Source organism: Nocardia coffeae, assembly GCF_019890715.1.
Classification (GTDB): domain Bacteria; phylum Actinomycetota; class Actinomycetes; order Mycobacteriales; family Mycobacteriaceae; genus Nocardia; species Nocardia jiangxiensis.
On sequence record NZ_JAINZY010000006.1, the window covers coordinates 283,325 to 302,794 of the forward strand.

Genomic DNA, 19,470 nt, shown 5'->3' on the forward strand with positions numbered 1-19,470 from the left:
TCTCTGACTGAGAGAATAATGTTCTCATGAACATCAGCATGATCCTAGACATGGCCGTCTCCGCGGAGACGGAAGCCACAGAACCCGGGCCCCGACCGGTGATCACGGTCGGGGACCGCTCGATGAGCGCGCAGGAACTGCGCGCGTATGCCCGGCGGCTGGCCGACCGGGTCCGGGACCGCCCCGCGGTGCTCTACCTGGGCTCGAGTCATCTGGCCTATCCGGTCGCCCTGTTCGGCGCGGCCCTGGCCGGGGTGCCGTTCGTCCCGCTCAACTACCGGCTCGGCGAACAGCAGCTCGCGGCGCTGCTGGACAAACATCCGGGCGCGCTGGTCCTGCGCCAGGAGGATCTGGACGCACTGGTCGAGGGTGAAATCACCGCGGAGCAGGACGAACTCGACGCGCCGTGGGACGAGAACGCCGTCGCCGCGATCATCTACACCAGCGGCACCACCTCCGAACCCAAGGCCGCGCTGCTGCGTCATCGGCACCTGATGGCGTATCTGTTCAACACCATGGAGTTCGGCGGCTCCGAACCCGGGCACGCCTCCCTGGTGTCGGTGCCGCCGTATCACATCGCGGGCCTGACGAATCTGCTGTCCAACCTGTACTCCGGTCGCCGGGTGGTGTACCTGCCGGCCTTCGACGCCGAACGCTGGCTCGCCACGGTGCGCGAGGAGAAGATCACCCACGCGATGCTGGTGCCCACCATGCTCGCGCGCATCGTCGGCGCGGTCGACGGAGACGATGCGGCCACGCCCGGACTGGCCAGCCTGGCCTACGGCGGTTCGCGCACCCCGCGTCCCGTGCTCGAACGCGCCCTGAAGGTGTTCCCCGACACCGGATTCGTCAACGCCTACGGACTCACCGAAACCGCCTCCTCGGTGGCTGTCCTGGGCCCGGAGGATCACCGCGAGGCGTTCGCCTCGCAGGATCCGGCCGCGCGGGACCGGCTCGGCTCGGTCGGGCGCGCACTGCCCGGTATCGAGGTCGAGATCCGCAGTGAGACAGGTGATCCCGTTCCGGCGGGCGAATCGGGTCTGGTGTTCGTGCGGGGCGAGCAGATCTCGGGGGAGTACGGGGGACGCAGCGCGCTGGACGCCGAGGGCTGGTTCCCGACCCGTGACCTGGGCCGCCTGGACGCCGAGGGTTACCTGTTCATCGAGGGCCGCGCCGACGACACCATCATCCGCGGCGGGGAGAACATCGCACCCGCCGAGATCGAGGACGTGCTGCTGGATCATCCGGGTATCCGGGAGGCCGCGGTGATCGGCGTGCCCGATCCGGAATGGGGTCAGCGCCTGGTGGCCGTGCTGGTCGGCCAGGGCGATCCCGAGGAGATCAAGGGATGGGTGCGCTCGCGGCTGCGCTCGTCCAAGACCCCGGACACCATCGTGTTCCGGGCCGAGCTGCCCAAGACAGAAACCGGAAAACTGGTGCGCCGCACCCTGGTCGCCGAATTGGAGAACACTCATGCCTGAAGCCGTCATCGTGTCCGCGCTGCGCGCCCCGATCGGGACCGCCCGCAAGGGCACCCTGCGCGACACCAACGCCTTCGACCTCGCCCATCACGTGGTGTCCGCGGTCGCCGGGGAGGTCGATGCGGACCGCGTCGAGGACGTGATCCTCGGCGAGGGCCGCTACGGCGGCGGTGTCATCGCCCGGCACGCGGCGATCACCGCCGGTCTGACCCCGGCCTCGGGGATGGCGCTGAACCGGCACTGCGCAGCCGGGATGTCCGCGGTGCAGACCGCCGCGGCCGGTATCCGGGCCGGGATGAACGATCTGGTCATCGCCGGTGGAGTGAACTCGGAATCCACTGCACCGCAGGCCAAGTGGAAGGTCGGCGAGGACGAGTGGAACGAGCGGTGGGTTTCGCCGTCGCATCCCGAACGTCCGGACGCGCCGACCCTGGACATGTCGATCACGGTCGGCTGGAACACCGCGGTCAAGGCGGGGCTGACCCGCGCGGATATGGACGAGTGGGCGTTGCGGTCGCATCGCAACGCGATCGCGGCGATCGACGAGGGCCGGTTCAAGGAGGAGATCGTCCCGATCCGGACCCCGCACGGACTGTTCGAGGTCGATGAGCACCCGCGCCGGGAAACCAGTCTCGAGAAGCTGGGCGGGCTGAAGGTGTTGCACCCGGAGATCGAGGGTTTCAGCATCACCGCCGGTAATGCGTCGGGTTCCAACGACGGCGCCGCGGCCCTCGCGGTGGCCAGCGACAGCCTCGGGCTGCCGGTGCTGGGCTACATCCGGTCCTGGGCGTCGGTCGGCGTCGATCCGGCCGTGACGGGTCTGGCTCCGATCGACGCGATCACCAAAGCCGTCGCCAAGGCGCGGATTTCGCTGTCGGAGGTGAAGCTGTTCGAGATCAACGAGGCGTTCGCCTCGGTGCCGGTCGCGGCGATCCGGGCGCTGGATCTGGATCCGGACGCGGTCAACTTCAGCGGCAGCGGCTGCTCGCTGGGGCATCCCGTGGCGGCCTCGGGCGCTCGGATGATTGTCACGCTGGTGCACGAATTGCGCCGTCGCGGAGGCGGATTCGGTATCGCCGCGATGTGCGCGGGCGGCGGTATGGGTTCGGCGACGGTGATCGAGGTACCCGCGCCGTGAGGCGGCGGTAGTACATGCAGACCGTCGCCGAACTCATCGATGCGGCCCGCACGGGATCGTTGCGGGCCGCGGGGAGGCTGCTGAGTCTGGTCGAAAGTGACCGGCGAGCAGAGGTTCTCGCGCAGTTGGGGGAGTGTGCGCCGGTGCGGGTGGTCGGGGTGACCGGGCCGCCCGGCGCGGGCAAATCGACCACGATCGCCGCGCTGGTCGCGGCCTATCGCGAGCGTGGTCTGCGGGTGGCGGTGCTCGCGGTGGATCCGTCCTCCCCGTACAGCGGGGGTGCGCTGCTGGGGGACCGGATCCGCATGGCGCAGCACATCGATGATCCGGATGTGCTGATCCGTTCGGTGGCCACGCGCGGTCATCTGGGCGGGCTGGCCGCGGCGGTTCCGGCGGCGATCGCGCTGCTCGGCGCGCTGGGGTACGAGCTGATCCTGCTGGAGACGGTCGGGGTCGGGCAGTCCGAGATCGAGATCGCGGCGGTGGCCGATCCGACCCTGGTGATCCTGAATCCCGGTGCGGGAGACGCGGTTCAGGCCGCCAAGGCGGGTCTGCTCGAGGTCGCGGACATCCTCGTGGTGAACAAGGCCGATCGTGACGGTGCGAGCCAGACGGTACGTGATCTGCGCCAAGAGGTTTCGGTGCCGATCCTGACCGCGGTCGCGGCGCAGAACACCGGTATCGCGGAACTGGCCGAGGCCATCGACGCGCATCATCGCGCGGATACCGGTGAGCGTCGCAGTGCTCGCGCGCGGGCGCAGATCCTGTCGCTGGCGCAGAGCAGATTGCGTGGTGACGCCGCATTGGACCGGCTCGCGGCCGAGGTCGCCGCCGGTACGTGCGATGTGTATACCGCTGCGGACCGTCTGCTGTCCCCTCGTGACCGCCCGGATGTTCACACGAACGGAAATGATGTATACATTAAATGAGAATTAGATTTCCATCCGCGGTTTCGGACACCTGACCCATCGGGTCGACGCGCCGTCGCGGGTGACAAGACAGATGGAGGACGGCACATGGCCAAGGCGCTCGCGCCCGAAGCATCCACGTGGCCCGCGGACAATCCACAGCTCGTCGGCACCCGGTGCGGTTCGTGCAGTGCGGTGACGTGGCCGCGGCAGGCCCGCTGCCCGCGGTGCAGCGGACCGGATATGTCCGAAGTGCTGCTGCCCACCCGCGGCACGCTGATCGCTTGGACGACACAGGGTTTCGTCCCGAAACTGCCCTATGCGGGCAAGGAGACCGCCGACACCTTCGAACCGTTCGGCATCGGCCTGGTCCAGCTCGGCGATCAGGTCCGGGTGGAATCCCGCCTGACCACGGCCGATCCGGACGCCTTGAAGCCCGGTATGGAGCTCGAGCTGACCTTCGTCCCGCTCTACGTCGACGAGAGCGGCGAAGAGGTCGTGACCATCGCATTTCAACCGGCCTGAAGGAGCCTGACATGAACGACGTTGCCATCATCGGCGTCGGCCTGCACCCGTTCGGCCGATTCAGCAAGACCGCCATCGAAATGGGCGCCGACGCAATCCAACTCGCGCTCACCGACGCGGGCGCGGAATGGAAGGACATCCAGTTCGGCTTCGGCGGAAGCTACGAGGTGAGCAATCCGGACGCGGTCACCCGGCTGGTCGGGCTGACCGGGATTCCGTTCACCAATGTGTTCAATGCCTGTGCCACAGCGGCCAGTTCGATCGAGCAGACCGCCGAGGCGATCCGTTCGGGGCGTTACGACATCGGCATCGCGGTCGGCATGGACAAACATCCGCGCGGTGCGTTCACCGACGATCCGGCCAAGCTGGGCCTGCCGGGCTGGTACGCGGAGAACGGGCAGTTCGTCACCACGAAGTTCTTCGGTATCAAGGCCAATCGCTACATCCAGGATCACGGCATCTCCCAGCGGACCCTGGCCAAGATCGCCGCGAAGAACTTCCGCAACGGTGCGCTGAATCCGAATGCCTTCCGGCGCAAGCCGATTCCGGAAGACGAGATTCTGAACTCGACGATGCTGAACTATCCGCTGACGCAGTACATGTTCTGCTCGCCCGACGAGGGCGCGGCGGCGGTGATCATGTGCCGCGGTGATCTGGCGCAGAAGTACACCTCGAACCCGATCTATCTGCGCTCCACCGCGATTCGCACGCGGCGCTATGGCGCCTACGAGGTGCACAGCACCTGGGCGGCCATCGACGAGGACGTCTCGCCCACGGTCTACGCCTCGCGGGCGGCGTTCGAAACCGCCGGAATCGGTCCCGAGGACGTCGACGTCATCCAGCTTCAGGACACCGACGCGGGCGCGGAGCTGATCCATATGGCGGAGAACGGATTCTGCGCCGACGGCGATCAGGAGAAGCTGCTGGCCGAGGGCGCCACCGAAATCGGCGGCCGCCTCCCGGTCAACACCGACGGTGGCCTCATCGCCAACGGTGAACCGATCGGAGCCTCCGGTATCCGCCAGGTCTACGAGTTGGTCCAGCAGCTGCGCGGCACCGCGGGCGACCGCCAGGTCCCCGGCAACCCCCGTGTCGGCTACGCCCAGGTCTACGGCGCCCCCGGCACAGCCGCCGCGACCGTGCTGAGTCTGTAGTCTGCATCGAACCGGCCGATCGGGCAGCGGCGATACCGCTACCCGATCGGCCGTTCCGCGCTCGAATCCTCTCTGACACAGAGGTGTACGTCATCGATGCGTGCGATGCGTGCGATGCGAATTCGGGTGCGGGGCCCGCATCGTGTCCGGGGCCGAGTGTGGCGGCCCGGAACCGATCCGCGAGCGGTGCTGCGCCGCGGTGCGGAATGTGAATCGGTCGAGTTGTCAGGACCGGTCGAGGCGGGCTGCCAAGCCCTCCAGGAGTATTGCTGTGCCGCCGCGGAATTCGTCGGCGGGCGTCATGGTGTGCGCCAGGTCGGCGGTTTCGGCGAGAAGCGGGAATTCGTCGGCCGGGGCCGAGGCGAGGAGAGCGGTTCCAGGACCGATGAGCGAGGCATAGTGCTCGTTCTGGAGGTAGCCGAGCAGGAAGCCGACGATCGTGCGCTGGGCGATGACGCGCTCGGACCCGGTGAATCCGGCGTCGGTGAGCACGGTCAGCATGGCCTCGATCCAGCGCAGGCTGCCGGGTGCGGTCTGGCGGTGCCGCAGGGTCAGGGGGATCGCGGCGGGATGTGCCGAGGCCGCGGCGCGGAGGCGATCGAGCAGGAGTTCGACCCGCTCGCGCCAGTCCGTATCCGGGGGGAGTGATACCTCGACGGGGTCGAGAATGCGGTTGGCGACGAGGATTTCGAGCTCGTCGCGATCCGAGACGTAGCGATACAGCGCCATCGTCGCCATCCGCAGTTCCTTCGCCACCGCTCGCATGGTGAGCGCGGACAGGCCGTCGCGATCGATCACCGTCAGGGCGGCGGCGGCGAGATCGTCGGTCGTCAGGGAACGGGGCCGGGGCACGGATTGACAGCGTACGGGATACGCGCATACTGGAGGTAGGCGTAGCTTGTACGCTTACGAAGGGAGTTGCCATGTCGCTGTCGTCGTCGGTGCCCGCCCGGACGCTGACAACCATTGCCGGGTCCGAGATCGGGATCCCCGATCCGGATCGGCTGGTCCATCTGCAGTTCCGCCGGTTCGCCGGATGCCCGGTGTGCAGCCTGCACCTGCGCTCGTTCGTGCTGCGCCGCGACGAGATCGCCGCCGCGGGAATTCACGAGGTGGTGGTATTCCATTCCAGCGCAGCGGAATTGCGCGCACAGACCGCCGCGGTGCCGCTGGATCTGATCGCGGATCCCGGCCGCGCCCTCTACCGCGAGTTCGGCGTGGAGTCCGGCTATCGCGCCCTGCTCGACCCACGCGCCTGGCCCGCGATCGTGCGCGGCGTCGTCCGCGAGCTCGGGGCGATCCGCCGCCACGAGAAGCCGCCGCCACCCTCCAGCCCCGAAGGCGGCCGATTGGGCCTGCCCGCCGATTTCCTGATCGCACCCGACGGTGCGGTGCTCGTCGCGAAGCGCGGAGCCCACGCCGATGACCAGTGGTCGGTGGACGAACTCCTCGCCCATGCCGCCCACGTGACACGAGCGTCGCGATGACGGCCTCCGAAGCGATCGTCGGCATCCACGCCGAGGCCGACCTGACCGAATTTCTGACCCGCTACCCCGAAGAGATGGCGTTCGGCGACCAGGACCCCGGACGCATCCTCGATCGCTGGTTCGCCCCCGGCTTCGTCTTCCGTAACGACGGCCTGGCACTGGACCGCCAACGCCTGATCGATCACGCCCGCCCGGCCCGCCGCAACGCTCGGGCACTGCACATCGAGGTGCACTCGAAGATGCTGTCGGGCAACGGAATCGCCGCCCACTACACCCTGACCGCGACCATGCGAACCGGACACGTCATCGCCACCGAGATCTACCTGGTCGGCAGGCTCGCGCAGGACGGGAGTATCACCGGCATCGACCAGTGCACCCGCATTCTGACCACGACCTGAGGTGTGCCGGCGGTGTCCTATTCGAGTAGGACGTTGCGCAGCCGCTCCAGGTCGGCGGGGCCGAAATCCAGGCCGTCGGTGAGGAATCGGTCGAACGTGCCGTAGGTGGTTTCGACGGCGGTGAAGGCCGAGCCGATGTAGGAGGGGTCCTGGTAGAGGAGTTCGCGCATGGCGTCAGGATCCTCGATTTCGCCCGACTCGGCGCCGCGGGTGATCCATGCCTGGTAGGAGGGCCAGACGTAGTCGTTGGTGGCCAGATAGTCGGCCAGTACGTCGTCGTGGGGGACACCCAGGGCGGTCAGCACGATCGCGGCCATCCAGCCGGTGCGGTCCTTACCGGCGGTGCAGTGGAACAGTAAGGGATCGCGATCCGGGTCGGCGATCAGGTGCAGGGTGCGGGCGAAGGCCGCGCGGTACTCCGGCTCGGTGATGAACTGCCGGTTGATCGTGCGCATCACCTCCGCTGCCCGGCCGCCGCCCAGATCCGGTTTGCCACTGGAGAATTCGCCGACAGTCGCGCCCAGGGTGGCGGTGATGTTCCCACCGGCGATCGGGAGTTCGATCCGGTCGACGCCGGCCGGCAGGCGATCCGGTCCGGCGCCGGTGATCTCCCGAGGGCTGCGGAAATCGACCACCGTGCGCAGGCCGAGCCCGGCCAGGACGTCCACGTCGCCGTCGGTGAGTTTGTGCAGTGCGTCGGCGCGGAACAGTCGTCCGGCGGTCAGCCTCCGGCCCTCGGCGGCGACGAATCCGCCGAGATCCCGGACGTTGACCGCGCCCTGCAGTTCGATCAGGCTCATACCGTCACGGTAGCCGGGCCGCCGCGCCCGCGCCGATCGGTTTCCGTTCAGCGGCCGGTCCCGCGAAAACCGGGACCGGCCGCCCCGTCCAGGGACATGATCTAGGGCGACCACGACGCCGAGCCGCAGGACGAGCCGATGACCGACACCCAGTCCGACAATGCCGAACTGCGGCGGGCCCGAGCACACACGCTCGGCGACATTCCCCGGCGCACCGCACGCCGCGTCCCGGACAAACTCGCGCTCGTCGACGGCGAGGTGCGACTGACCTTCGCGGAACTGGACGACCGCATCGATCGCGCGGCCGCGGCCCTGGTCGAGGCGGGCCTGACTCGCGGTGAGCGCCTGGCGATCCTCTCGCACAACTGCTGGCAGTATCCGGTGCTGCTGTTCGCGGCGGCGCGATTGGGCATCGTGGTGGTGCCGATCAACTTCATGCTGGGCGCGGGCGAGATCGCCTTCATCCTCGAACACAGCCGGGCCGCCGGGCTCGTCACCGAGGACGTTCTCCTGGAACAGGCCGAGCAGGCCGCGAACGCGACCGAGAGCCCGATCCGGGTCCGGGCGGTGATCGGCGCACCCGCCGAGGGCTGGACCGATATCGCCGAGTGGACCGGCCACGATCGCGCCGAACTGCCGGATGCGGTGATCGAGGACGACGAGGTGCTGCGGCTGATGTACACCAGTGGCACCGAATCGCGGCCCAAGGGCGCGATGCTGTCCAGCCGCAGCCTGATGTGGCAGTACGTGAGCATCCTGGCCGACGGCGGAATGGAGGGCCACGACATCGAGGTGCACGCGCTGCCGCTGTACCATTGCGCGCAACTGGACTGCTTCCTCGTCCCGGACATCTACCTGGGCTCGACCAGCATCATTCTGTCCCGCCCCGATCCGGACGAGCTGCTGGCCACCATCGAGCGCGAAGGAGTCACGAAACTCTTCGCCCCGCCGACGGTCTGGATCGCGCTGCTGCGTTCGCCGAGCTTCGACACCGCCGATCTGAGTACCTTGCGCAAGGGGTACTACGGAGCATCGGCGATGCCCCGGGAGGTGCTGCTCGAATTGCAGCAGCGCCTGCCCGGCGTGCGGTTGTGGAACTTCTACGGCCAGACCGAGATGGCGCCCATGGCCACCGTGCTGCAACCGGAAGATCAACTGGCGCATGCCGGTTCGGCCGGAGTCGCCTCGCTCAACACCGAAACCGAGGTGGTCGACGACCAGGACCGTCCGGTACCGCCGGGCACGATCGGTGAGATCGTGCATCGCAGCCCGCACGCCATGTCGGGATATCTGAACGATCCCGAGCGCACCGCGGCGGCATTCAGCGGCGGCTGGTTCCACTCCGGCGATCTGGGTTACCTGGACGAGGACGGCTACCTGTACGTGGTCGACCGCAAGAAGGACATGATCAAGACCGGCGGCGAGAACGTCGCCAGCCGCGAGGTCGAGGAGGCGCTGTACACCCACGCCGACATCGCCGAGGTCGCGGTGTTCGGTGTGCCGCATCCCAGGTGGATCGAGGCCGTCGTCGCCGCGGTCGTTCCCCGTGCGGGCACGGACCTGGACGCCGAAGCCGTGATCGCCCACTGCCGGGACCATCTGGCGGGCTACAAGACCCCCAAATATGTGGTGATCGTCGCCGAGCTGCCCAAGAACCCGAGCGGCAAACTCCTCAAACGGCAACTACGCGAACAGTTCTCGGACATCGCTACAGCAGACGCCGCCATCTGAGCGACCCGGGCGCCGCGTGGGATGGCGCCCAGTGGTCAGGACGCCGTTCGGGGGCCGGTGGTGGCGATCAGCGCGTCCACGGCGTCGGCGGCCGGAGTGGGGCCGTCGGTGAGTTCGACGATCACGCGGTTCAGGCCGGGCCGATGCAGGGCCGCATCGATGAACGCGGCCACGCCGTCGCGGTGGACGTCGCCGTACTCGATCGCGAGACCCGCTGTGACACAACCATTTCCGGGCTCGTCGCGCAGCGTGCCCGGACGCACGATGAGCCAGTCCAGATCGGTGTGCGTCAGATAGACGTCGGCGGTCTTCTTCACCCGCATGTAGTGTTCGAAACCCTCGGTGGTCGCCCTGCCGCGACCGGCGTCGGGGAACACCGAGACCAGGACGAATCGCGTGACCCCGGCGCGGCGGGCGGCCTCGGCCGCCTTCTCCAGTCCGGCGCCGTCGATCGCGCTGGTCTGGTCCTGCCCGGTGCCGTGCGCGCCCGCGGAGAACACCACCGCATCGTGCCCGCTGAACTTCTCGGCGAGTTCGTCGACACTGTCGGCGATCAGGTCGCCGGTCAGCGGGGTCGCACCGGTTTCGGCGATAGCGGCGGCCTGTTCGGGGCGACGGTGCATACCGGTCACCTCGTCGCCGCGCGCGTGTAGCAGTGCGGCCAGCGGTCGTCCGACGCCTCCGGCGGCGCCGATCTGGAACACCTTCATCGATGTGCCCTCCTTGTCCGAAATGGTGCATGCCGACTGTTCGATCATCAGGCTAGTCGCCACCCGCCCGCGACCGGATGACCCGGCTCGCCGACGAATTCCCGCACAACTCGGTGAATCGATGTGATTGATTCCGTACCATTGATACATGGTGGGAGAACTCGGTGAAGCCGACGAGCGGATACTGGACGCGGCACTGGATCGGATGCTGTGCAACGGCATTCGCGAGGCCGGCATCGAGGAGGTCGCGCGCTGCGCCGGACTCGCCGAATCCGATGTGCTCGCCCGGTTCCCCACCCTGGAGGATCTGGTGGACGCGGTCCTGTCCCGCGAGGTGCTGCGCATGCTGGCCGAACTCACCACGGTGAGTGTGACCACGGACGGGATCGACGCCCAGATCGAGTCGGTCTCGCTGCACATTCTCGGGCGCATCCGTTCGCATCCGCTGGTGACCCGGCTGCTCGAGGTGGCACCGGGTGAGAGTCTGGGTTTCTACACCGTGCGCGGCGGGAAGCTCGTCTCCCTGGGCAGCCGCTATATCGTGACCATCCTCGAACATGCGCAGAGCGCCGGGCTGATCGATCGATACGATCCGCAACCGGCTGCGGAAATGCTTGCCCGCCTGGCACATTCGCTGCTATTCGTGCCGGACGGCGGGACGGACTTCCGCGACGCCGAGCGCGTGCACGCCTTCGTACTGGACACCATCGTGCCGCTGATCGAACACGGCCTGCCGACGCTGCAGATGGATCACGCGGTCGATGGCGCGGAGTAGCCGGCGACCGGATTCGGGCACCGGATGCTCAGCGGCTGCGGGCGGCGGGTTTGGTGCGCGACTTGGCCCGCCCGCCGGTCGCGGAGCGCGTGGGTAACCCGTGCTTGACCAGCGGCACGATGCTGGTGGCCACGAACGCCCGCACCTGCTCCTCGTCCCGGAAATCGATCTCGCCCGCCGGGGTCAGCAACACCGAATGCGCCAGGCGGGCAAGCAGTTCCGCGACCGGTCGGGTGTCGTAGTCGTCGATCGCGCCGCTTTTCTGGGTGGTCTCCAGGACCTGCACGATGTACCGGATGCCGATCTTGACCGACTCCTGGCCGCGCACGGTGTAGAAGTCGAGGATCTCCTCGGGCGCCACATCCAGTAGCTGGGTGACCAGGGGATGGGCGTGGGTCTGGGTCAGCACGTAGACGATGGTCTCCTCGATCTGGTTGTCCACGCCCTTGGTGGCGGTGGCGATCGTGGTGACCTCGGCCAGCGTGCGCTGGATCTCGCGGGCGAGCATGGCGTCGATCAGGTTCTCCTTGGTGGTGAACCGCCGGTAGATCGTCACCCGGTTGACGCCCGCGCGTCGCGCGATGTCGTCGAGGCTCGCGCGCCGGATGCCGACCTGCAGCACCCGGGTCAACGCCGCGTCGAGAATTCGTTCGTCCATATCGTCCCGTGCTGCTGCCATGCATCAAAGGTACATAATTGGTTTCTTCGCTGCGTAACAGTGATGTCACGACTGGCGAGACCCCCGCGACCATGTCGCGGGGCAGGCTTAATGGGAACTACGTTGTCGCCCAACATAGTTCGCGGCTCTTGGTAATCATCGTGCACGCCGTTGCGCCGACCGAGCGGCCCGGAGAATACGGTCCGGGCCGCTCGGATCGGTTGCGCGCCCGGGACTAGGAGTCCCAGATCTGCTTCTTACCCTGCTTGTAGAGGCCCGCGTCCTGTTGCCGGATGCCGTCGAACTCCTTGATGGTCTTGTGCGGCCAGATCGTGGCCTTCTTCGAGGTCGACCCGGAGGCGGTGAGGATGGCGTTGGCTGCCATCCGGCCTCCCTCGTTCGCACCTTCCATGGTGGCGAGGTCGATCTGCGACTGGTTGTAGTCGCCCGCCAGGAACATGTTCGGGATCTTGGTCGGCCCGGTGGGACGGATTTCCCAGGACCCGGCGGTATTGATCAGCAGCGGGTCCTCGTTCGTGTACTTCGAACCGTCCCACTTCATTCCGGGATCCAGATTCCAGCCCACCAGATTGTTGGAGTGGATCTTGTCGGCCGTCGCGCAGACCTGGTACCAAGCCTCCTTGGCGACCTCTTGCGGGCTGCACTGGTCGGCCCGCTTCTTGTTCTGGACCCCCGGCGTACGCCAGTCGGAGATATCGACCGACAGAATGCTTTTGACGGTACCGTCGCCGAAGTCCTTGGAGAAGTCCGGGTGGAGCTTCTTCCAATGGTAGGTCTGCTGGATGCCCGACATCCGCCACGGCGACTCGATCCAGAGGATATGGCCGGGCGACTCGAGGGTGTCCGTATTGAGGTAGAACTGGATGCCGGTCATCCAGTCGCAGAACAGCTCCTTGATCCGGCCCAGTGCGGGATCGATGGCCAGGATGTCCGGGCTGAACAGTGTGCTGACCTTGTCGGGCGGCAACGCGACGACGAACCAGTCCGCCTCCACGTTCTTGGTCGCCCCCGAGGCGTCCTTGATGACCGCCGAGGTGATCTTGCCGTTCTGCACGTCGAGTGATTGGCAGGCCGAACCGAGCTGCATATCGACACCGAGTGCCTTGAGCTGCGCGACCCACGGATCGATCCACACCTCGTTGGTCGGCCCGCACAGACAGTTGTCGAAGGTCTTGCCTTTGACATGCTCGTTGCGGCCGAGGAAGGACAGCAGGATGCACTCGATCTCGCCACAGATCGTCTTCGCGCTCGCGAGATTTTCCTTCGCGGCCACGAAGTCTCGGCAGATACTCGAGACTATGAGCTTCGCGGTCGGACTGGAGCCCGGGCCGAGACCGCAGAATTTGTCGAACGGTACCTTCTCCCACTGCCCGATACGGCGTTCGTCGGAACTGCCGAGATACACCACCCACTTTCGGATGATGTTGTACATTTCACCGTAGGGGATTTTGGGAATCCAGGTCATACCTCCCAGCAGCGTATCGAGGATCCAGTTGATATTCGCTGCCTCGAGCACATCGCCGGTCCAGAACCCGCCGGGGATCGTGAGGTTGCCTCCCCTCTCGTCGATACCCACGCTCGGGACCGTGACGAGATTGTCCATGACACCGTTCTTGTTGCCCGGGAACGGAATCCGGGCCATGGTGTCCCACGTGACCTGGTAATAACCGGGGAAGAAGCGGTACCCGTGCTCACCGGGCACGGGCTTGCGGCCACCGGAAACCGGCATCGCACTATCCGTACTCCGTGCCTTACCGCCCCAGGCTCGCGGCTCATAGATGGTGACGTGGAATCCACGCTCGGATAGTTCGTGGGCGGCGGTCATACCGGCCACGCCGCCACCCAGGACGACGACCCGGTTGCTGCCGGGCGCTGTCGCGGTGGTGTTCATCGCTGCTGACGGCGTGGTGGTCGGCGTCTGCGACGGCGTGGTGGTGCCGGACGCAGTCGTGGTGGGCGTCGGGGTACCTGACGGGGTCGTTGTGGTCGTGGGCTGCGCTTGCGCAACTCCCGCCGAGGCGGCAGCCACGGCCAGCGAGCCGGCAGCTGCGCCCTTCAATACCTTTCGGCGGTTTACTTCGGAGTCGGCCATTGAATTCCGTCCTCATCGACAGCAGGCCAGCGGTCGAGTTCTGCCAACTATATGCACGAGTAATCCGGGAGGTCAACAATGTGTCTCGATTTGGTGCATTGTTACAATGGCGGGCAGTTCGGCCTTTTCCGTCCGGACACAGATGTGGTGCCCATCCTCATATCGAGCGAGGATGGGCACCACATTTCAGGCAACAACCGCGGCCGCCGGACCGCGGCGGATCGGATTATCCCGGGACGCAGAGCGGAATGCTGGAAAGCGTAGTCAGACCACACGATCCGGCATTGAGGGCGAAACCGCCCAGGGCCGGGAGCGAGCCGACCGATCCGGAGCTCGAACCCAGATCCGGGAGGCCGGAGCTGAGGAAATTCGGCACACCCGCGGTGGAGTTGTACAGTTCGCTGCCGTCGTCGGCCACGAACGACGCCCCCGAGGGCGCCGGCTCCGCGGCCGCCGCGGCACTCACGGCACCCGCACCCATCGACAGACCGCCGGCGACGACGGCTGCCACACAAAGCTTTTCAATGACACGCATGATGACCTTCAACCTTCTGCGCGGCTGAATTGATGAGAATGACGGCCGGACCGCCCGAGGCCCTCGGCGATCCGGCACTCGCGTTCGATCCGGCTAGCTGCAGCCGGGAATGGCCGGAACCGAGGAGCCGATCACCGAGGCCCCCGAACCGGTGATACCGGTTACGAGGGCGCAAACCAACTGCACCCCATTGTCGACCACGGACGAGCCGGTGGACGGCGTCGAGGAACCGCCGCCGAGGATGTCGGCATTCGCGGGTCCGGCAGCCAGAACCAACCCGCCGGCGATGGCGACTGCGGCACATGTCTTCTTCATTGCACTCATAACCTGACAACTCTCTGCGCGGCGGACTTGAATGGTCGAGAGAAAGACTATCCAAGTTCCACTGCATCGCAATATTATCGTGACGATGCACAAAAGCCGATGGGCTCGCACCCGCATCGGCCCAGGTGGCCGATTATCGATCGAAAACTACGGTTACAACATATTCGGGCAGAACGCTGTGCATCGGCACAGTCTCCCTGCTCGTGTCCCGGGAGTCCGCAGCTGACCGTTATCCTCGGGGCATGTTCGGTGGGATCGGCTGGCCCGAATTCATGATTCTGCTCGTCGCGGCGCTCGTTATTCTCGGTCCGGAACGGCTTCCCGGCGCCATCCAGTGGACCATGAACGCCTTCCGGCAGGCTCGCGATTACGTCGGGGGCGCGGCAGAACAGCTGCAGTCGGAAATCGGTCCCGAGATGGATCAGTATCGCGAGTCCATGGCGCAGCTGCGACAACTACGCGAAATGTCCCCGCGCGATCTCGCCACCAAATACCTGCTGGACGGCGACGATTCGATTCTGACCGGTGAATTCGACCCGGTTGCGGAAAAGCCGGCCGTTCCGATCGCTCCCGAAGCGCCGAGTGGGCCCATCGACGGCAGTGCGACCATCGAGTTCAAGGAGACGATCGATCCCGCCAACGGCGGCGTCGTCGACGCCGCCGACTGGGGCTTTCCGGTCGCACCCGTCCCCGCCGCGGACGAGCAACCCCGATTCGACATGGAAGCCACCTAGGACATCCGCGAGAGATTCCGGGGTGCTACCTGTGCTTACGTCGTCCGCTGGCATTGACGAGGTAAGCGATCCGATCTCCTCACAGTAGGTGTTGTGGCCGTGCACTGTGAATATTCGAGATTCTTCGGAAATGCCTGGCTCGCGAATAGGGGGGATATCCGAACTTATTGTGCATTGTCACGAGCGGTATTGCCCCGGATGAAATCCCGGATACTGTGTTCGGTGCAATGTAAATCAGCCGCGCAGAGGGTTGAGTGAGCTATGAAAAAGTTTGGAAAGTTGATGGCTGCGGCAGCATTCGCGGGCGGAGTGGCATTGTCGGCCGGGCCGGCCACCGCCGCCGTGCTGACCGTGACCCCCGTGGACGACAGCTCCGGATCCTCGTCCATGATTCCCGGGCTCGACGGCGGGTCGTCCATGCTTCCGGGGCTGGGCGGCACGACTACCCCCGCACCGTCGACGACCACTCCCGCACCGTCCACGACGACTCCCGCACCGTCGACGACGACTCCCGCACCGTCGACGACGACTCCTTCGCAGGCCCCGACCGTGCCCACGACTCCCGCATCGTCGGCGAATCCCGTCGCTTTCAACACCGGCTCGGCGATGATCGACTCCGGAATCGGTATGTTGTGCTCCCTCACCGGCTCCGCGGCCGGCTCCGCCGGTTCCTCGGGTACTGCACTGCCGGGCTGCTAGAAGCCTGGTTCCGACATTTTCGACAACTGAGGAACCGAGCGGCCCGGTGTAGTTCACCGGGCCGCTCGGCCTTCGGAAGAGGAGGTTGATCATGGGTGCACTGAGTCCCACACATGTGTTGATCGTCGTGGGCGTACTCGTCGTTCTGTTCGGGGCCAAGCGATTGCCCGAGGCAGCCCGCGGGGCGGGACGTTCGCTGCGCATCTTCAAGAGCGAAGTGCGAGAGATGCAGTCGGACAGCGGCGAATCGCCGAGTGCGCAGGAACCCGGGCCGGCGCCGGATCGGGCGGCGACCGCGATCGCCGGGCCCTTGCCTGCCGCGGCATCGCCGTCCTTCGATGCGGGTGTGCAGCAGGCGCAGCCGGAGCCGCATCCGGCGGCACCGGAGCAAGGAAAAGTCTTGTCCGAGAAGTGATCTCTCAATCCGTCATCGGAGAGAACGACTTCCGGCCGGGGTGTTCGTGTCCGTCGTCGCGGCACCGCGCGGCCCACGCCGACGCCCCGGCCATTCGAATATCGAGGGATGCAATGGTTTCCGACCTGTTCAAGGTTGCCGCTCGACGGGCCGTCGCGACAGCGCTGGCCACGATGTTCTTCATGGTGCCGATCCCCGGCGCCGCCGCACCGCCGAAACCGTCGGCGGTCGCCTCGATCATCGAGGACGGGCGTACCTGGCATTTGAAGGTGTACTCGGCGGCGATGGGTAAGCAGATCGCTGTCGACGTGCTACGCCCGGCCGACACCTCGCGGCCCGCGCCGAATCTCTACATGCTCAACGGCCTGGACGCCGGCGAGGGGCCGATGAACTGGCAGAAGCAGACCACGGCGATACAGTGGCTCGGCGACAAGCCGGTCAACGTCGTCCAGCCGATCGGTGGCCGCGGCAGTTACTACACCGACTGGGAGAAGCCGGATCCCCGTCTGGGCGTCAACAAATGGAAGACGTTCCTCACCGAGGAACTGCCGCCGCTACTGGACAGGACCCTGCATTCCACGGGGTTGAACGCCCTGACCGGCCTGTCGATGTCCGGGACGTCGGTGCTGCAGCTGGCCGAGGCCAAGCCCGGCTTGTGGAAATCCGTTGCCGCCTACAGCGGATGCGCGCAGATCTCCGATCCGATGGGGCGGTCGTTCGTCGATCTGGTCATCGGCCTGTGGGCGGGCGGCAACCCGCTGAACATGTACGGCCCCGCCGACAGCCCGCTGTGGGCGCAGAACGACCCGCTGCTCAACGCGGAGAAGCTGCGCGGCACGCTGCTCTACATCTCCAGCGGGAACGGTCTTCCCGCGCCACGCGACGTGCAGAACTATCAGAAGCAGGCCCGTGGCGGACCTGCCGGCGAGGTCAACCTCGGTCTCGGCATGCTCATCGAGGCAGCGGCGGATCAGTGCACACACAATCTGCAGACCCGGCTCGACGCGCTGCACATCCCGGCAACCTTCCAATTCACCCCGACCGGCACCCACTACTGGCCGTATTGGGAAGAGGCACTGCATAATTCGTGGCCGCTGCTGGCCCGGGGGATGGGTCTGAAAGGCTATTGATCCTCGTGCGTCACCCGCGCGGCCACCACCGTGCCCACGGCCGTTGTCGCCGTGGGCCATCGGAATCTCAGGCGCCCGCAGACGCGCTGATCGCCGGGTCCGCTGACGTCGCGGCCCGGCAGTAGGCGCGAACGATCAAGGCCGCCTGTAGATTCCACAGACCGGGCTGGGTGAGCGGATCGTATCCGGTGAATTCCTCGATGCGGCGCAGCCGGTAATCGATCGTATTGCGGTGCAGATTCATCAATCCGGCGGTATCACGCCGGTTGAGATTGGTCTGCAGGTGGGTGAGCAGGGTCTGCAACAGGTGCGGGTGGTCGTCCAGCGGGTCCAGGATGGTGGCGAGCCGGTCGCGTGCCGGGCCGGGCCGGGTGATCTGGTACTCCAGCGCCACATCGGCGAAGCGGTAGAGACCGGCCGAATAGCCCAGGCGTCCAACGAGATCCAGCAGATCGTGCGTGTGGTCGGCGAAGTCCGCCAGGGCGGTGCGCGGTGCGAAGGACACCGTCGCGGTCACCGGCATGTGCGCCGCGACCGACAGTTGTGCGATCAGCTCCTCCAGGGCGGCGTCGTCCGCCTCGCGGGACGGTATGAGGATGGTCCCGCCGCAATCCCCGAGAGTCGAGAGCACCGGCAGTTCGCACCGGTTGGCCAGGGCCGTGCGGATGCCCCACATGGCGCGCTGGCGCATATGCGCCCGATCGCCGGGAAGTCCGGAATTATGCTGTGAGGCAATCGTTATCGCGAGGACCGCGTAGGTCTCCTCGACATGCTGTACCGAGTCGTCCGGCAGATTCCCCAGGGTGGCCGCGATGACGTGGAAGGGTACGGCCGGTGCCATCGCGGCCGGCCGCAGCTCGGTGACGCCGGTCTCGGCGATCGTCGAGGCGACCATTTCGCGAATCTCGATGAACCGCTTGGTCGTCGCGACGAGCTGCTCGTCGTGGGCCGCGGCCGTCCGCGAGATCTGCTCGAAGCTCTCGCGTGCCGCCCGCTGCATGGCCGCAGTGCAGTGCTCGGTGGAAAGTCCCTGTGCCACAGCCGATTCAACTGCGCAACGCAGCCGATCGAGAGTGTCCGCGACCCGCTCGGGCTCGTCCGGCGCACGGAGTAGATCGGTGAGCACCGTGCGGCAGATCCGCAGGATCTCCGCCTGCTCGGCGGGGACGAGGTGATCACGGCGCGACTGGCGCTGATCACTGATGGATGGGAGCGGATAGTGGACGTCAGCAGTGACGGACATTGTGTACTCCATTCGACGCTCGGTTCGGCCGCGAGGGCCGGGGCCGGTCGGTAGTCCCGGTTGTTCTCTCGGAGTGAAGGACAGAATAGCCCCGAATGAAACAATGCATCAATACCTGATGCATCGACTGTTTCACTGACGAGAGATTCGAGTGATTCGTGCTGAGCGCGGCATCGAATATTTGGATCCGGTCACAGTCCCCACTGTCACGATGAACCAACTATGGCTGTTTCGTTGACCGGTGATATCGGCTGTGCGTACTATGCGGCGCATTTCGCCCGCGGTCCGGCGTAGCCGAGGGGTGTTCGAATGTTGTTGTGCAAGTGTGGATATCGAGTTTGCCGAGACGAGCCCGGGAATCGTCGTAAGAATTCCAGCGTTCCGGCGACGGTATTCCGCCGGGGGACTCGCCCGACATAGCTTATGGGTGTGGCACCGCACTGCGCGGCCGGTGCCACACCCTCGCCCGGCGGTACCCCACCATTTCAGCAGCAGGCCCACGGTCGGGGCCG

The 19,470-nt window shown here is 66.4% G+C and carries 20 protein-coding genes and 1 pseudogene; 13 read left to right on the top strand and 8 right to left on the bottom strand.

Features of this window, described 5'->3' with window-relative positions; all coding sequences use genetic code 11:
* Positions 1-26 precede the first annotated feature (26 nt).
* From K7711_RS23405 to K7711_RS23425, 5 genes are all read left to right on the top strand, one after another.
* Positions 27-1,481, top strand: coding sequence for a class I adenylate-forming enzyme family protein (locus K7711_RS23405; protein WP_222971576.1), 1,455 nt, complete (start codon positions 27-29; stop codon positions 1,479-1,481).
* Positions 1,474-2,619 carry a thiolase family protein gene (locus K7711_RS23410; protein WP_222971577.1) on the top strand — a complete coding sequence of 382 codons (1,146 nt, stop codon included), beginning with the start codon at positions 1,474-1,476 and terminating at the stop codon, positions 2,617-2,619. The genes K7711_RS23405 and K7711_RS23410 overlap by 8 nt, the downstream gene beginning before the upstream one ends.
* A 14-nt stretch (positions 2,620-2,633) precedes the next feature.
* Complete coding sequence (meaB, locus tag K7711_RS23415; protein ID WP_222971578.1) at positions 2,634-3,548, top strand: methylmalonyl Co-A mutase-associated GTPase MeaB; 915 nt, start codon at positions 2,634-2,636, stop codon at positions 3,546-3,548.
* Positions 3,549-3,635: 87 nt separating this feature from the next.
* Positions 3,636-4,052 (top strand): Zn-ribbon domain-containing OB-fold protein, encoded by a 417-nt coding sequence (locus K7711_RS23420; RefSeq protein ID WP_222971579.1) that lies wholly within the window; start codon positions 3,636-3,638, stop codon positions 4,050-4,052.
* Between the two features lie 11 nt (positions 4,053-4,063).
* Positions 4,064-5,206 (top strand): thiolase family protein, encoded by a 1,143-nt coding sequence (locus K7711_RS23425; protein WP_222971580.1) that lies wholly within the window; start codon positions 4,064-4,066, stop codon positions 5,204-5,206.
* A 225-nt stretch (positions 5,207-5,431) separates the two neighbouring features.
* Here K7711_RS23425 and K7711_RS23430 read toward each other — a convergent pair whose 3' ends face one another.
* Positions 5,432-6,058 carry a TetR/AcrR family transcriptional regulator gene (locus tag K7711_RS23430; RefSeq protein ID WP_222971581.1) on the bottom strand — a complete coding sequence of 209 codons (627 nt, stop codon included), beginning with the start codon at positions 6,056-6,058 and terminating at the stop codon, positions 5,432-5,434.
* 71 nt (positions 6,059-6,129) lie between these two features.
* Between K7711_RS23430 and K7711_RS23435 the strand changes: the two genes are divergently transcribed.
* Positions 6,130-6,693 (top strand): peroxiredoxin-like family protein, encoded by a 564-nt coding sequence (locus tag K7711_RS23435; RefSeq protein ID WP_222971582.1) that lies wholly within the window; start codon positions 6,130-6,132, stop codon positions 6,691-6,693.
* Positions 6,690-7,091 (top strand): hypothetical protein, encoded by a 402-nt coding sequence (locus K7711_RS23440; protein WP_222971583.1) that lies wholly within the window; start codon positions 6,690-6,692, stop codon positions 7,089-7,091. The genes K7711_RS23435 and K7711_RS23440 overlap by 4 nt, the downstream gene beginning before the upstream one ends.
* Positions 7,092-7,108: 17 nt before the next feature.
* Here the strand turns inward: K7711_RS23440 and K7711_RS23445 are convergent, their stop codons facing one another.
* Complete coding sequence (locus K7711_RS23445) at positions 7,109-7,891, bottom strand: tyrosine-protein phosphatase (RefSeq protein WP_222971584.1); 783 nt, start codon at positions 7,889-7,891, stop codon at positions 7,109-7,111.
* A 138-nt stretch (positions 7,892-8,029) separates the two neighbouring features.
* On the opposite strand from K7711_RS23445, the gene K7711_RS23450 reads away from it, so the two are divergent.
* On the top strand, positions 8,030-9,622 hold the full coding sequence (locus tag K7711_RS23450; RefSeq protein ID WP_222971585.1) for an acyl-CoA synthetase: 1,593 nt from the start codon (positions 8,030-8,032) through the stop codon (positions 9,620-9,622).
* Positions 9,623-9,657: 35 nt separating this feature from the next.
* On the opposite strand, the gene K7711_RS23455 is transcribed toward K7711_RS23450, so the two are convergent.
* Positions 9,658-10,332, bottom strand: a complete 675-nt coding sequence (locus K7711_RS23455) for an SDR family oxidoreductase (protein ID WP_222971586.1) — start codon at positions 10,330-10,332, stop codon at positions 9,658-9,660.
* Positions 10,333-10,480: 148 nt separating this feature from the next.
* Here K7711_RS23455 and K7711_RS23460 point away from each other — a divergent pair, with 148 nt between their 5' ends.
* Positions 10,481-11,107 carry a TetR/AcrR family transcriptional regulator gene (locus tag K7711_RS23460; RefSeq protein ID WP_222971587.1) on the top strand — a complete coding sequence of 209 codons (627 nt, stop codon included), beginning with the start codon at positions 10,481-10,483 and terminating at the stop codon, positions 11,105-11,107.
* A gap of 28 nt (positions 11,108-11,135) precedes the next feature.
* Here K7711_RS23460 and K7711_RS23465 read toward each other — a convergent pair whose 3' ends face one another.
* The 4 genes from K7711_RS23465 to K7711_RS23480 form a co-directional block, all read right to left on the bottom strand.
* Positions 11,136-11,786, bottom strand: a complete 651-nt coding sequence (locus K7711_RS23465) for a TetR/AcrR family transcriptional regulator (RefSeq protein WP_222971588.1) — start codon at positions 11,784-11,786, stop codon at positions 11,136-11,138.
* Between the two features lie 214 nt (positions 11,787-12,000).
* Positions 12,001-13,878, bottom strand: a complete 1,878-nt coding sequence (locus K7711_RS23470) for a hydroxysqualene dehydroxylase (RefSeq protein ID WP_222971589.1) — start codon at positions 13,876-13,878, stop codon at positions 12,001-12,003.
* Positions 13,879-14,104: 226 nt separating this feature from the next.
* Positions 14,105-14,413, bottom strand: a complete 309-nt coding sequence (locus tag K7711_RS23475; protein ID WP_222971590.1) for a hypothetical protein — start codon at positions 14,411-14,413, stop codon at positions 14,105-14,107.
* Positions 14,414-14,506: 93 nt separating this feature from the next.
* The gene (locus K7711_RS23480; protein ID WP_222971591.1) at positions 14,507-14,728 is read right to left on the bottom strand and encodes a hypothetical protein; all 222 of its coding nucleotides are present in this window, start codon (positions 14,726-14,728) and stop codon (positions 14,507-14,509) included.
* A 251-nt stretch (positions 14,729-14,979) separates the two neighbouring features.
* Here K7711_RS23480 and tatB point away from each other — a divergent pair.
* The 4 genes and pseudogenes from tatB to K7711_RS23500 all read left to right on the top strand — a co-directional run.
* A pseudogene (gene tatB, locus K7711_RS47760) lies at positions 14,980-15,345 on the top strand (Sec-independent protein translocase protein TatB); the annotation flags it as partial.
* A gap of 408 nt (positions 15,346-15,753) precedes the next feature.
* On the top strand, positions 15,754-16,170 hold the full coding sequence (locus K7711_RS23490) for a hypothetical protein (protein ID WP_222971593.1): 417 nt from the start codon (positions 15,754-15,756) through the stop codon (positions 16,168-16,170).
* Positions 16,171-16,261: 91 nt separating this feature from the next.
* Complete coding sequence (tatA, locus tag K7711_RS48495; RefSeq protein WP_222971594.1) at positions 16,262-16,585, top strand: Sec-independent protein translocase subunit TatA; 324 nt, start codon at positions 16,262-16,264, stop codon at positions 16,583-16,585.
* Between the two features lie 113 nt (positions 16,586-16,698).
* On the top strand, positions 16,699-17,715 hold the full coding sequence (locus K7711_RS23500; RefSeq protein ID WP_222971595.1) for an alpha/beta hydrolase: 1,017 nt from the start codon (positions 16,699-16,701) through the stop codon (positions 17,713-17,715).
* 67 nt (positions 17,716-17,782) lie between these two features.
* Here the strand turns inward: K7711_RS23500 and K7711_RS23505 are convergent, their stop codons facing one another.
* Complete coding sequence (locus K7711_RS23505; RefSeq protein ID WP_222971596.1) at positions 17,783-18,958, bottom strand: helix-turn-helix domain-containing protein; 1,176 nt, start codon at positions 18,956-18,958, stop codon at positions 17,783-17,785.
* Positions 18,959-19,470: the final 512 nt, after the last annotated feature.